Origin of the sequence: Xanthomonas sp. F10 (assembly GCF_014206815.1) — a bacterium.
In the GTDB taxonomy this organism is placed as follows: Bacteria; Pseudomonadota; Gammaproteobacteria; order Xanthomonadales; family Xanthomonadaceae; genus Xanthomonas_A; species Xanthomonas_A indica.
The window spans coordinates 1,724,321-1,737,498 of sequence record NZ_JACHNP010000001.1 but is presented as its reverse complement, the minus strand read 5'-3'; the positions used below and the strand labels follow the sequence as shown (position 1 = coordinate 1,737,498).

Sequence of the window (13,178 nt, the reverse complement as noted above, 5' to 3'; positions counted from 1 at the left end):
GACTTCCGCTTTGTCGTAGGAGCGGCTTCAGCCGCGATGCCTTACCGGTAACGCGTCGCGGCTGAAGCCGCTCCTACAGCTTTGCGGCCACGTCGGGCGGGTGCCATGCCGTCCTGTGCCGCGAGACGGGCCGTCGATGACGGCCCGTCCCTGCGTGTCGCGCAGCGCGTCCGTTCTAGGCCACGTTGGCAGTGGCGCGGGCGACCAGGTGCGCCACCACCGGGTAGGTCTCGCTGCGCACCTGGAACTGGCCGACGATTTCCACCAGGTCGCCGGCCTGCTGTTCCATCGCGCGTGCCGCGGCGGTGGCTTCCTCGACCAGGGCGGCGTTCTGCTGGGTGGTCTCGTCCATCTGGGTGACGGTGTGGTTGACCTGCTCGATGCCGGCGGACTGCTCCTGCGAGGCGGCGGCGATCTCACCCATGATGTCGGTGACGCGCTGCACCGAGGCCACGATGTCCTGCATCGTCGTGCCGGCCTGGGCGACCAGCGCCGAGCCCGCGCTCACCCGCTCGACCGAGTCGTCGATCAGCGTCTTGATTTCCTTGGCCGCGCTGGCCGAGCGCTGGGCGAGGGTGCGCACTTCGCTGGCGACCACGGCGAAACCGCGGCCCTGTTCGCCGGCGCGCGCGGCTTCGACGGCGGCGTTCAGCGCCAGGATGTTGGTCTGGAACGCGATCCCGTCGATGACGCCGATGATGTCGGCGATCTTCTTGGAGGCCGCCTCGATGCCGTCCATGGTGGTGACCACCTGGCCGACCACCGTGCCGCCCTGCGAGGCCACCGAGGCGGCGCCGGCGGCGAGCTGGTTGGCCTGGCGCGCATGCTCGGCGTTCTGTTTCACCGTGGCGGTCAGTTCCTCCATCGACGCGGCGGTTTCCTCCAGGCTGGCGGCCTGCTGCTCGGTGCGGCGCGACAGGTCGTCGTTGCCGCTGGCGATCTCGCTGGCAGCGGTGTCGATGCTGGCCGCGGCCTGCTGGATGCGGCCGACCATGTCGGTGAGCTGCGCGACGGTGGCGTTGGCGTCGTCACGCATCCGCGCGAACACGCCGTGGAAATCGCCCTGCATGGTCTGGGTCAGGTCGCCGGCGGCGATCGCGCGCAACAGCTGCGACAGCGCCGCCAGGTTGGTCTCGGTGCCGGTCATCATGGTGTTGAGGTTGTCGACCATGCCGCGGAAGGCGTGGCGGAAGCGTTGCGCCTCGCCGCGGCGGGAGAAGTCGCCCTGCGCGGCGGCGCGCACCAGCAGGTCGATCTCGTGGTTGATCGCGCCGAGGTTGTGCTTCACCTTGGCCATGGTCTCGGTCAGGATCGCCATCTCGCCGGGGAACTGTTCCAGGTCGCGGCTGAGGTCGCCTTCGGCGTACTCGCCCATCAGCGCGATCACCCGCTGGTTGACCGCGATATGGCTGTGGACCAGCGCGTTGGTGTCGCGCACCATGCGTCCGTAGTCGCCCGGGAAACGCGCCTCGTCCATGCGGAAGCTGATCTGGCCGGCGGCATGCTGCCGGGCCATCTCGGTCTGCGCCTGGATCACCGTGCGCAGTTCCTCCTGCATCTGCCGCATGTCGTTGAGCAGCGACGGCGCCTGCGTGCGCACCCGCACCTCTTGCGACAGGTCGCCACTGGCGATGCGGCGCACCACGTCGGCCGCGTAGGCCGGCTCGCCGCCGAGCTGGCGCATCAGGCTGTTGCGCACCAGCAGGCCGAGCAGGATCGCGGCGACGATGCCGATCAGCATGCCGCCCATGCTGGTCCATTCGCCGGACCGCGCGCGCGCCTCGCTCTCGGCCTTGCGCACCTGCAGCAGCGCGCGTTCGGCGTCCTCGTACTGGCCGATCGTGGCGCGCATCCCGTCCATCTGCTGCTTGCCGACGGTCCGGAACGCGTCCAACTGGGCGTCGTCGCTGTCGGCGGGGGTGTTGCGCATGTGCTCCACGGCCTTGCGCTTGGTCGCCATGAACTGCGTGTAGTCCTGCATCAGGGTCTGCAGGCGCGCCTGCTGCGCCGCGTTGTCCGCGGTCAGTTGCTTGGACTCCTGCCACTGTGCGCTGAACTCGCGTTCGCCGAGTTCCAGTGGCGCAAGATAGGACGGATCGCGGGTCAGGGCGAAGCCACGCGCGCCGCTCTCGATGTTGAGCAGGCTCACCAGCATGCGGTCGCCGAGGGTGATGACCTTGTAGGTGTGCGCGTCCAGCGCCGCGGCACTGGTGAACTTGCGGAAGCCGATCAGGCTGGTGATGCCGACCAGCAATAACATGGCGATCACGCCGCAGAAGCCGATTGCCAGGCGTTTGGTGACGGTGAGATGATGGAAGGACACGCGAGATCTCCGAAAGATGCGAGAGCGGGCGCCACCGGCTCCATCGCCGCAGGGACGGCAACGCAGCGCGGATCAGCGGGGGAGGGTCGGGCAAAGGCCCGCACCAGTATCGGCCGCGTTCCCTGGATCTTTAGGGCTATGTTCGCCGGTCGCATCGCACAGGCCATGGCAGCTGCACGCAGCGCCGCGTGTCGCCGTTTTCTACGCAAGCGCCGATCAAGCAAGAGTGAAGCGCGCAGCGCGCATGGCGTGAGCGCGACGTGAGCGGGCGCGCGGCCGTTTGTCGCGTCGTGCAGGCCCCGCGGAGGTGACGCGCAGCCTTTTTTCGTGGTGTTGTCAGCCGTGTGGTGCCGCGGCCGCCCGAAGGGGCGGCTGCGCGCATCGTGGCGCCACGCAGCCATGGACATCTGCAGTTGCGCCGCCGATGCGGCTGCGTATCATTTGCGGCGAACGCGAAACAACGGGTGCGCGCGATGGCGACCGGACTGTGGGATATCCAGGAGCGTTTCACTGGCGAGCGCCTGCTGCGGTGCGCTGCCGACCTTGCGGTGGAACTGACGCCGGTCGACATGTCCGCGCGTGTGCTGCGCACGCCGTGGCTTTCCGGGCGCTTGCTGATGCACGAGGTGCAGCCCGGGCTGATCGTCACCGCCAGCGACGTCCTCCATCTCGAAGGAGGCGCAGCGCAGCTGCACGCCGGGCCCGCGTTGAGCTGCAGCATCCTGCTCGCGGGCGAGCCCGAGCAGATGCGGATCGACCAGCATGCCGCGGTCGCGAAGTGCCTGGAGCGGCCGGTGCTGATCGGCCATGCCGGGCAGGTGCATGTCGAACGGCCGGAGGTCGTTCGCGCGCATCGCAGCTGCGATGCCGGCTTCATGCTCAAGCCGGCGTTCTTCGAACGCTTCGGTGCGCAGTTGGCCGAGGACAATCTGGCCGCGCTGTGCGCGTTCGCCGACACCGACTACCGCACCACGACGCTGGCGCGTTCGCCGCGGCTGCTCGACATCGCCCGGCAGATCCTCGAGTGTCCGTACGACGGTTCGTTGGGTCGCCTGTTCCTCGAAAGCAGCGCGCTTGCCCTGGTGGCGGAGGTGGCGGCGCTGCTGACGCAGGAGCACCACCAGGTTCCGCGCATCGGCAAGCGCCGCTACGACCAGGCCATGCTGGCCCGCGCCATTCTCGACGCACGCATCGCCGCGCCGCCGTCGACGCTGGCCCTGGCCCGGCTGGTCGGCGTGAACGTGACCACGCTGCAGATCAACTTCAAGTACGTGCATGGCACCACCGTCTTCGGTTACGTGCGCGAGCAACGCCTGCTGATGGCGCGCTCCCTGCTGCAGCAAGGCGACATGGCGGCGGCCGAGATCGGTCGCCGTGTCGGCTTTTCCAATCCGGCGGCCTTCGCCACCGCCTACAAGCGCCGGTTCGGGCATCCGCCGATGGCGGCAAGACGGCGTCTGCCCGCGCCGCAGTGAGCGCACGGCGCAAAAATTGCGTCGCGCGAAAGCAGGATTGCGCCGCGCGAAAGCGCGTGCTGCCACCTCGGCGCTAGGCTAGCGGGAGTCGCCAGCGTCCCTTGTCGCGAGCCAGTCCACCGTCCCGATGAGGTCCTCCATGCTGTTCGCTGCACGCGCGCGACGTCCCCTGTCGTGCTTCCCCGCATTTCGCCCGGCACCGCTCGCCTGCGCGGTCGCCGCCGGCCTGGCCTGCTGTGGCGCTGCCGCGCAGTCGGCCGATCGCGGCGAGACGACCACGCTGACGCGCATCGTGGTGACGGCCGAGAAGCAGGCGCGCGCGCAGCACGACACCGCCACCAGTGCCGATGTGCTGAGCGAGCAGGAACTGCGTCGGCGCGGCTTCTTCAGCAGCCGCGACGTGTTCGGCGCGGCGGCCAACGTCGTGTATCTGGGCCAGGACAACGCCGCGCCGGCCATCCGCGGGATCGACGGCTCCGGCGCGGCGGTCGGCGTCGATGCCTACTTTGCTGGCTCGCGTCCACGCCTGGGTATCACCCTGGACGGGCGGCCGCTGAGCTTCAACGAGATCGTGTTCGGCAGCAGCGGTCTGTGGGACGTGGAGCAGACCGAACTGCTGCGCGGTCCGCAGAGCCTGCTGCAGGGACGCAATGCCATCGCCGGTACGCTGGCGATCAAGACCCACGATCCGGTCTTCGTGCCGGAGGGCGCAGTGCTGTTCTCCGCCGGCAATCTGGCGCATTACCAGGGCGCGCTGTATTTCAATGCACCGCTGCTGGCCGACGAACTGGCCTTGCGCGTCGCGGCCGACGTGCAGCATCACGACAGCGCTCTGGCCTACAGCGGCTACCCGAGGGTCAGCCGCCCGGGGCGCTTCGAGACGCGCGACGTCCGCGCCAAGCTGCTGTACACGCCCAAGGCGCTTCCCGGCGTGCGCCAGTTGCTCACCCTGCAACATACCGACGCGATTGCGCCGCAATCGGAGACCACCAGTTTTCCCTACACTTCCCGCATCGCCAGCACGCCACAGATGCCGGTGTTCCGGACCCGCGCCAACGCCTTGCTGTCCGACACGCTGTGGCCGCTCGGCGAACGGCTCGCGTTCCACAGCCTGTTCACCGCAACCGACCTGCATGTCGATCGCGAGGCGATGCCGCGCTTGGGAATCGCCGATCTGCACGCCACCCAGTACACCCTGGAACCGAACCTGGTGCTGGCGCGCGGCGATTCGGTCTTCAGTGGGCTGGTCGGGCTGTATCTGTTCCGCGCGCGACAGGACGAGCGCATCGACTACCCGTTCGACGAGCGTTTCCACGACCGCGTGGATACCGCAGCGGTCTATGCGCAAGCGACGCTGGCGCTGAGCGAGCGCCTGGAGCTGACGGTAGGCGCGCGTTATGAGCGCGAACGCCACCGCCGCGATGGCGGCGATGCCGCGCGCTACATCGCCCTGGATTTCGACGAGACCTGGCGCACCTTCCTGCCCAAGCTCGACCTGGCCTGGCACCCGAGTGCGGCGTGGACCGTGGGCCTGCTCGCCCAGCGCGGCTACAACGCCGGCGGTGGCGGGGTGACCCTCGGCTACCCGCAGGCGACGATCTACCGCTATGCCCCGGAATATGTGCGCGACTACGAACTGTATGTGCGCGGCGAGCTGGCCGAGGGCAGGCTGCAAGTGAACGGCAATCTGTTCCACGGCGACTACCGCGGGCTGCAACTGCCATTCCTGACCAGCACCGAGCCTTATTACCAGTTCGTGATCCGCAATGCGCGACGTGCCCACAACGCCGGCGCCGAGGTGGGGCTGCGCTGGCTGGCCACGTCGCGCTTCGACCTGCATGCCAACCTCGGCCTGCTGCGCACGCGCATTACCGACGATGCCGGCTGGGGCACCCGGGGCAACGCCTTCGCCAATGCGCCGAGGGTCACCGGCGGCATCGGCGCCAGTTGGCGCGGCGCGTCCGGCCTGGATCTGAGTCTCGACCTTCGGCACAGCGGTGCGTATTACTCCGACGTGCAGAACACGCCGCTGGCGCGGATCGGTCCGTATTGGCTGGGGCGAGCCAGCGGTGGTTACCACCTGGGCAACGTCTACCTGTTCGCCGGCGTCAACAATCTGTTCGATCATCGCGATCCGCTGATGATCTATGTGTATGCCAAGGCCGGCGCGTACTCGGCCTACAACACCGGCACGATGCCGGAGCCACGCACCTGGTATGCCGGTCTGCGCGTGGATTTCCGCTGATGCGGCGCCGTCGCGCGGGCGCTCCTGACGCTGTCGGCGCCTCGCGCTGGCTTCGGCTGAACCTGTGGCTGCACCGCTGGTGCGGCCTGGTGGCGACGCTGCCGTTCCTGATCCTGTGCCTGAGCGGCACGGTGTTGATCTTCCATGATGAGATCGATGCGGCGCTGGGCACGGTGCCGGAGGCGCATGGCGCCGATCGCGCGCCGCGGTTACCGTTGGCACGCTCGGTCGACAGCGTGCTGGCGGCGTTCCCCGGCGAGCGCGTGCTCAGCATCGGCCTCGATCCGCAGGCGCATCCGGGGGTGGCGCTGCTGGTGACCGCGCCGGCGGACGAACGCGGTTTCGACCATTACCGGATGCGCTACACACGGCTGGCCGATGCACGGCCGGTGACCGACGCGGCGACGCGACAGACCGGGACCTTGACCGGCTTCCTGCTGGAGCTGCATGCGCATTGGTTCCTCGGGCTGCCCGGCGAACTGCTCGGCGCGCTGGTCGCCTTGCTGGTGCTGATCGCGTTGCTGTCGGGCGTGGTGGTGTACTGGCCGCACGTGAAGAAGGTGGCGTTCGGGCGGCTGCGGCGCGGGCGTGGGCCGCGGTTGCGGCAACTGGATCTGCACAACACGCTCGGCGTGGTGGTGATGGGCTGGGCGCTGACGGTCGGCCTGAGCGGTTTCCTGCTGGGCTTCGGCACGCTGGCGCAGAGTGTGTGGCAGCGCACCGAGCTGGTCGCGCTGCAGCGCCGCCATGCCGGCCCGGCGGTCGACCGGCTGCGGCCGCCGGTCGATGTGGACCGTGCGCAGGCGGCGGCGCTGGCGGCGATGCCGCGCGGCTGGCATGCGATCTCGATCGTCTTCCCGCAGACGGATTTTTCCACCGACCGTCACTACACGGTGTTGGTCGCAGGGCAGGGGCTGGATCAGCGGCTGTTCCGGGTGGTGCTGGTGGACGCGGCCAGCGGCCAGGTGCCGGCGGTGGTGGAACTGCCGGGCTATCTGAAGGCGATCGCGCTGGCGCAGCCGCTGCATTTCGGCGACTACGGCGGCCTGCCGCTGAAGTTGTTGTGGACCCTGTGCGCCTGGCTGACCCTGTTCGTCACCGCCAACGGCGCCTGGCTGTGGTGGGACCGTCGGCGCCGGCATCGGCGTGCGCCGGCGACGCCGGCAGGCACCGGATCGCTGCGAGCGGCAGGTGTGCGGGCAGGCCGGCCATGACCGGTCTGCGCGCGCTGTGCCTGCTGGCGGTGCTGGCGCTGGCGGCGGTCGGCGGCATCGTCGGCATGTTGCTGGCCGAAGGGGCGCTGGACCGGCTGTGCTTTGCGCTGGCGGCATCGCCGCTGCTGGTCGGCGTCGGCTGCTGGTGGTGGCTGCGCCGGTCCGGCGCGGCAGCGAAAAGGGCGCAGTCGTGAGCGCGGCAGCCGGCGAGCGCGATTGGGTGGCGTGGGCGGGCTGGGCCGGCGTACTCGGCGCCCTGGCCTGGATCGCCGGCGATGTGCTGGTCGTCGGCCAGGTCGCGGCGCGGGCGCAGTTCCCGTTGCTGTTCCAGCACTACGCCACGCAGATTGATGCGGAGATGGCCGAGCGCCTGGTCGGTGTGCCGCGCTGGCGGCTGCTCGCCGGTGCGCTGTTGCCGGTGTTCGCGCTGCCCTTGTACCTGGCCGGCAACTGGCATCTGTGGCGTGGGCTGCGCCCGGCCGGGCGCCGCTGGGCGTTGCCGGCGGCGGTGCTGCTGTTGCTCGGCTATGCCTGGTCGCCGCTGGCGCATGCGGCGTTCTACTTCGTCGGCGCGGTGTACCAGACGCTGCTGCTGACCGATGCGGCGGCACACCCGCCGTTGCTGGCGCTGGCCGGCCAATTCCGTCAGGCATTGCTCATCGTCTATGTGCCGTCGGTGGCCTGCACGGCGCTGGGCTTGCTGGCGTTCGCACTGGCCGTAGCCAGCGGCCGCAGCGCCTATCCGCGCTGGTTCGCGTTGAGCGGCAATCCCGTGGTGCTGGGCCTGCTGGTCATCGGCGGGCCGCAGTTGCTGCAAGGGCCCGTCGCCGACGCGCTGAGCGGCGCCGGCTTCAATACGCTGCAGTTGCTGCTGTATCTGCAGTCGGTCTATCTGTTGCGCCGGCGGTAGGGGAGATGCCGAGCCGGCGGGCCGAACGCACCGGCTTGGCGCGCCGCTGGCAGTGGCTAGGGCCGCCGTGCGGCCCCGCGCTCAGAACTTCGCGTCGAACTCCCCGGCGTAGCCGGTGTTGGCGATCAGCTTCTGCAGCGCATCGCCGACCTTGAGGTTGCCGGCGACCACCTGGAACTGCGGCGGGCCGCGGTCGTCGATGCGGCCCAGGGTGCCGCCCTTGAAGTCGGTGACGCGGCCGCCGGCCTCGCGCACCAGCAGCACGCCGGCGGCGATGTCCCAGGCCTTCACCCCGGCTTCGAAGTAGGCGTCGCTGCGACCGCAGGCGACGTAGGCCAGGTCCAGCGCCGCCGAGCCGGTGCGGCGGATGTCCTCGGCCTGCACCAGCAGCGCGTCCACGCACTTCAGCTGCGGGCTGGCGCGCTTGCGCTCGCGCGGGGCGAAACCGGTGTGGACCATGGCGCCGTTGAGTTCCTTGCGCTCGCTGACGCGGATGCGGCGATCGTTGAGCACGGCGCCGTTGCCGCGGCTGGCGGTGAACAGTTCGTTGCGCAGCGGATCGAAGATCACCGCGTCGATCGGCTCGCCGTTCTCGACCAGGGCGATCGACACGCAGTAGTGCGGGAAGCCGCGCAGGTAGTTGCTGGTGCCGTCGAGCGGATCGATCACCCACATGTAGCGGCCGCCGCCCTGCACGCCGCTTTCCTCGCCCATCACGCCGTAATCGGGATAGGCGCGGCGCAGCTCCTTGACGATCACCTTCTCGGCATCGGCATCGACTTCGCTGGCGTAGTCCATGCGGTCCTTCTGCACCACGTTCAGCGCTTCCAGGCGGTTGATGTGGCGCAACAGGACGTTGCCGGCGAGGCGGGCGGCCTTGACCATGACGGTGACGGCGGGTTTTTGCATGGCAAGCGCTCCCGAGAAGGCGGAGGTGGGTCTGGAGGAGGAAAAGAGCAGTCCGGCGCCAAGGCCGGCCGCGCAGTTTACCATCTACGCCCCCGTTCGCTTCGTCTGCCGTGCCGCCATGACCGATTCCCTGCGTATCCGCTTCGTCCTGGTCGGGACCCAGCATCCCGGCAACATCGGTGCGGCGGCGCGCGCGATGAAGACCATGGGCCTGTCGCGGCTGGTGCTGGTGGCGCCGGAGTGCGAACTGGACACCGAGGCCTACCGGCGTTCTGCCGGGGCCGAGGACCTGCTGCAGCAGGCGCCGGTGCTGCCGGCGCTGGCCGACGCGGTGGCCGATTGCCGGCTGGTGCTGGGCTGCACCGCGCGCAGCCGCCGCGTGTCGCTGGAGGAATTGCTGCCGGCCGATGCCGCGCAGCGGCTGACCGCGGTCGGCGCCGAGCCGGCGGAAGTGGCGCTGGTGTTCGGACGCGAGCGCACCGGCCTGACTAACGAGGAACTGCAACTGTGCCACGCGGCCGTGCACATTCCCTCCGATCCGGCATTCAGCTCGCTCAATCTGGCGGCGGCGGTGCAGGTGCTGGCCTACGAACTGCGCCTGGCGCAACTGCGCGGCGCCGCCCCGGCGCCGGCGCCGGCCCCGGGCTTCCGTGAGGCGCCGGCCAGCCATGCGCAGGTGGAAGGGCTGTTCGGGCAGTTGGCCGAGACCCTGGACGACATCGACTTCCACAAGGGGCGCGCCCCGGACTCGGCGATGCGCAAACTGCGCCGGCTGTTCCTGCGCACCGAACTGACCGAGCAGGAAGTGCGCCTGCTGCGCGGCGTGCTGTCCGATGCGCAGCGCATGGCGCGGCTCGCCGGACAGGCCGGACACTGAGGCCGGGCAGGGCGCGACGGCGCCCATCGCGGCGCGTTCGCCTGGGTCTGCCGCACGCGCGGCAGGCGCCATTCTGTGACGCTGTCACCGGCATGCGCTTTCGGCTAGGCTTTGCAAGGTCTACTTGGGGATCGTGGTTTGTCCAGTTCGCGTTGGCGGGTGGTCGTGGTGTGGCTGGCGCTGGCGATCTGCTGGCCCGCGTCCGTGCACGCGCGGCCCTCGGTCCTGGTGCTGGGGCGCATCAGCGACAACCCCAAGGCCCATTACGAGCAACTCAAGCCGCTGCTGGACTACGTGGTGCCGCGCATGCGCGAGGTCGGCATCACCTCCGGGCAGATCCTGATGGCCCGCGACAGCCAGCAGATGAGCAGCTACCTGCGCCGTGGCCGCATCGACTGGGTCACCGAGACTGCCGCCACGGCGATGGCGCTGGAGCAGCGCGGCGGCGCCAAGCCGCTGCTGCTGACCGAGCGCAACGGCGTACGCCAGTACCACACCGTGTTCTTCGTGCGCCGCGACGGGCCCGTGCATGACCTGGCGGACCTGAAGGGACGCACGCTGGCCCTGCAGAGCGCGCTGTCCACCAGCGCCTACATGGTGCCGATGATGACCCTGTTCGAGCACGGCCTGCACCCTGAGATCCTGCTCTCGACCAAGGACCAGCCCTCGGCGGAGACGGTTGGCTACGTGTTCGCGCGCTCGGAACTCAACATCGCCGCCTTCGTGCACAAGCACCTGGTGGATGCCGGGGCGTTCAGCAATCTCGACTGGGACGACGACCGCCGCATTCCGCCGGCGTTCCGTCGCGACTTCCGGGTGATCTACCGCAGCGAGCCGTATCCGCGTGCGATCGAAATGGTCCGCAGCGACCTGCCGACCGAGGTGGAGACGCGCCTGCGCGAGGTCTTGCTGCACGCCGCCGACGATCCGCAGGGACGCGCCGCGCTGCGCCAATTCTTCGGGACCTCCGGTTTCTACCCGATCGATCCGGCGTCGCAGAAACGCCTGGACACGCTGCGTGCCGGTGTGGCGCGGGTGAGGCTGGAAGTGGAATGAAGACGATGCGTTTCGGGTTGCAGGCCAGGTTCCTGCTGGCCATGGGCGTGGCTGCGCTGCTGGTGATGGCGATCCTGGCCCTGCTGCTGGAGCGCCAGGCGGCGATGCAGCACGAGGTGCGCACGCTCAGCGGCAATGCCATCCACGACCTGTTCGACAGCAGCATGCGCACCCGCGGCGAGTCGCTGGCGCGGCAACTGTCGGACTCGCTGGCCAACCCGGTGTACTACTCCGATTTGGACGCGATCGGCGCCCAGGTGCGCGGCGCGCTCGGTTACGTCGCGGTGGCCTATGTGCTGGTCTACGACGCCGACGGGCGGCTGATCCACGACGGCAGCGAGGACCTGCTCGGCTACGGCCAGCGCATGCGCGGGCCGATGGCCGACGCCGCGATCCGCGCCAAGGGCCTGCTGGCGCAGGAGTCGCCGGAGTTCCTCGACGTGTCGATGCCGATCATGATCGGCGACCAGCGCGTGGGCGGGGTGCGGGTGGGCATGTCCTGGGCGCGGGCGCAGGAGTACGAGCGCAAGGCCGGGCAGAACCTGGACCAGCGCCTGGGCGCGCTGGGCAAGCGCCACCTCGGCTGGCTGCTGCTGTTGCTGGCCGCCCTGGGCCTGACCGCGGCGATGGTGGCGGTGTACGTGCAGCGCACGCTGGTGGCGCCGTTGCGCTGGATGGCGGCGGCGGCGCGCCAGATCGAGGCCGGCAACTATGCGGTGGAGCGCCGCGACAGTGGCCGCCACGACGAGGTCAGCGAATTGCTGCGCGCGTTCGGGCGCATGAGCGAGGCGATCGCCCGGCACGACCGCGACGTACGGCACATGGCCTATACCGATGCGTTGACCGGGCTGACCAACCGGCTCGCGTTCCGCGAGGCGCTGGACCACCGCATGCTGTCGGCGCGCGCCTCGCAACGCCGGCTGGCGCTGCTGTTCGCCGACATCGACGATTTCAAGCGGATCAACGACACCCTGGGCCACGAGGCCGGCGACGAAGCGCTGCTGCAGTTTGCGCGGCGCATCCAGCTGGCGGTGGAGCAACTGGGCGGCGACGATGCGCTGCTGGCGCGCTTTGGCGGCGACGAGTTCGTGATCCTGGTGGAGGACGCGCAGGCGGCCAAGGTCGCCACCGCGCTGGCGCAGCGGCTGGTGCAGGAACTGCGCGAACCGCTGCGGATCCAGGGCCGCGAGGTGTTCATGGGCACCTCGATCGGCATCACCGTCTACCCGGGCGATGCCGAGGACGCCTCGGCGCTGCTGAAGAACGGCGACATCGCCATGTACCAGGCCAAGCTGGCCGGCAAGAACTGCCACCGTTTCTACAGCCGCGCGATGGACTATGCGGTGGAGCGGCGCGTGCACATGGAGCACGAACTGCGTGGCGCCTGGGAACGCGACGAACTCAAGCTGGTCTACCAGCCGATCTTCCGCACCCAGGACCGGCGCATGGTCGGCGTGGAAGTGCTGCTGCGCTGGCAGCATCCGGCGATGGGCACGATCTCGCCGACGGTGTTCATCGACGTGGCCGAGCAGAGCGGGCTGATCGAAAGCATCGGCCCCAAGGTGCTGCGCGCGGCCTGCAGCGAGGCCACCCAGTGGCGGCGGGCCGACGGCAGCCGCGACCTGTTCGTCTCGGTCAACGTCTCGCCGCGGCAGTTGCGCAGCGGCGACCTGCCCGAGCTGGTGGCCGACTGCCTGCGCGACTCCGGCTTGCCCGCGGCGCAGCTGCACCTGGAGCTGACCGAGACCGCGGTGATCGGCGACGAGCTGCAGGCGGCGAGCATGCTGGCGCGGCTGCACCGCACCGGGGTCAAGGTCTGGCTGGACGACTTCGGCACCGGCTTCTCCGGCCTGAGCCACCTGCGCCAGGTCCCGGTGGACGGGGTCAAGATCGACAAGAGCTTCGTCGCCGACCTGCAGCGCGATCCGGACGACCTGGCGCTGACCACCGCGATCATCGCCATGGCGCATTCGCTGGACATCACCGTGGTCGCCGAGGGCATCGAGCAGGAGGCGCAGTTCGAGCTGTTGCGCGAACGCGGCTGCGAACTGGGGCAGGGCTTCTGGCTCAGCCGCCCGCTCAGCGCGGAGGAATTCCGCCAGTTGCTGGCCAACGAGGACGCGCCGCCGGCCGGTGCCTGACTGCCGCCGCCGCTGCGGCGGCCGCTCA

Annotated in this window: 10 protein-coding genes; 8 read left to right on the top strand and 2 right to left on the bottom strand. The window is 69.7% G+C overall.

Annotated features, from left to right (window positions below; all coding sequences use genetic code 11):
* Positions 1 to 175 precede the first annotated feature (175 nt).
* Positions 176 to 2,323 carry a methyl-accepting chemotaxis protein gene (locus FHR56_RS07655; RefSeq protein ID WP_160948471.1) on the bottom strand — a complete coding sequence of 716 codons (2,148 nt, stop codon included), beginning with the start codon at positions 2,321 to 2,323 and terminating at the stop codon, positions 176 to 178.
* Positions 2,324 to 2,706: 383 nt separating this feature from the next.
* Here FHR56_RS07655 and FHR56_RS20755 point away from each other — a divergent pair, with 383 nt between their 5' ends.
* The 5 genes from FHR56_RS20755 to FHR56_RS07630 all read left to right on the top strand — a co-directional run bounded on the left by FHR56_RS20755 (position 2,707) and on the right by FHR56_RS07630 (position 8,167).
* Positions 2,707 to 3,798 carry an AraC family transcriptional regulator gene (locus FHR56_RS20755; RefSeq protein WP_160948472.1) on the top strand — a complete coding sequence of 364 codons (1,092 nt, stop codon included), beginning with the start codon at positions 2,707 to 2,709 and terminating at the stop codon, positions 3,796 to 3,798.
* Between the two features lie 139 nt (positions 3,799 to 3,937).
* Positions 3,938 to 6,043, top strand: coding sequence for a TonB-dependent receptor (locus tag FHR56_RS07645; protein WP_160948473.1), 2,106 nt, complete (start codon positions 3,938 to 3,940; stop codon positions 6,041 to 6,043).
* The gene (locus FHR56_RS07640) at positions 6,043 to 7,257 is read left to right on the top strand and encodes a PepSY-associated TM helix domain-containing protein (RefSeq protein WP_160948474.1); all 1,215 of its coding nucleotides are present in this window, start codon (positions 6,043 to 6,045) and stop codon (positions 7,255 to 7,257) included. The genes FHR56_RS07645 and FHR56_RS07640 overlap by 1 nt, the downstream gene beginning before the upstream one ends.
* Complete coding sequence (locus tag FHR56_RS07635; protein ID WP_160948475.1) at positions 7,254 to 7,451, top strand: hypothetical protein; 198 nt, start codon at positions 7,254 to 7,256, stop codon at positions 7,449 to 7,451. Before FHR56_RS07640 ends, FHR56_RS07635 begins: the two co-directional genes overlap by 4 nt.
* A complete protein-coding gene (locus FHR56_RS07630; RefSeq protein ID WP_160948476.1) occupies positions 7,448 to 8,167 on the top strand; it encodes a DUF6796 family protein in 720 nt (239 codons plus the stop codon). The genes FHR56_RS07635 and FHR56_RS07630 overlap by 4 nt, the downstream gene beginning before the upstream one ends.
* Before the next feature lie 81 nt (positions 8,168 to 8,248).
* Here the strand turns inward: FHR56_RS07630 and FHR56_RS07625 are convergent, their stop codons facing one another.
* Entirely contained in the window at positions 8,249 to 9,076 is an 828-nt protein-coding gene (locus FHR56_RS07625) for an inositol monophosphatase family protein (RefSeq protein WP_160948477.1), read from the bottom strand.
* Positions 9,077 to 9,194: 118 nt separating this feature from the next.
* On the opposite strand from FHR56_RS07625, the gene FHR56_RS07620 reads away from it, so the two are divergent.
* The 3 genes from FHR56_RS07620 (at position 9,195) to FHR56_RS07610 (ending at position 13,150) form a co-directional block, all read left to right on the top strand.
* Positions 9,195 to 9,953 carry an RNA methyltransferase gene (locus FHR56_RS07620; RefSeq protein ID WP_160948478.1) on the top strand — a complete coding sequence of 253 codons (759 nt, stop codon included), beginning with the start codon at positions 9,195 to 9,197 and terminating at the stop codon, positions 9,951 to 9,953.
* A 165-nt stretch (positions 9,954 to 10,118) separates the two neighbouring features.
* On the top strand, positions 10,119 to 11,009 hold the full coding sequence (locus tag FHR56_RS07615; protein ID WP_160948479.1) for a phosphate/phosphite/phosphonate ABC transporter substrate-binding protein: 891 nt from the start codon (positions 10,119 to 10,121) through the stop codon (positions 11,007 to 11,009).
* On the top strand, positions 11,006 to 13,150 hold the full coding sequence (locus FHR56_RS07610) for an EAL domain-containing protein (protein ID WP_184502458.1): 2,145 nt from the start codon (positions 11,006 to 11,008) through the stop codon (positions 13,148 to 13,150). Before FHR56_RS07615 ends, FHR56_RS07610 begins: the two co-directional genes overlap by 4 nt.
* The last annotated feature ends 28 nt before the right edge of the window (positions 13,151 to 13,178 follow it).

Coding starts and splice junctions, on each gene's coding strand:
- FHR56_RS07645 (WP_160948473.1), top strand. CDS start 3,938: ATGCTGTTCGCTGCACGCGCGCGACGTCCCCTGTCGTGCTTCCCCGCA.
- FHR56_RS07640 (WP_160948474.1), top strand. CDS start 6,043: ATGCGGCGCCGTCGCGCGGGCGCTCCTGACGCTGTCGGCGCCTCGCGC.
- FHR56_RS07635 (WP_160948475.1), top strand. CDS start 7,254: ATGACCGGTCTGCGCGCGCTGTGCCTGCTGGCGGTGCTGGCGCTGGCG.
- FHR56_RS07625 (WP_160948477.1), bottom strand. CDS start 9,076: ATGCAAAAACCCGCCGTCACCGTCATGGTCAAGGCCGCCCGCCTCGCC.
- FHR56_RS07620 (WP_160948478.1), top strand. CDS start 9,195: ATGACCGATTCCCTGCGTATCCGCTTCGTCCTGGTCGGGACCCAGCAT.
- FHR56_RS07610 (WP_184502458.1), top strand. CDS start 11,006: ATGAAGACGATGCGTTTCGGGTTGCAGGCCAGGTTCCTGCTGGCCATG.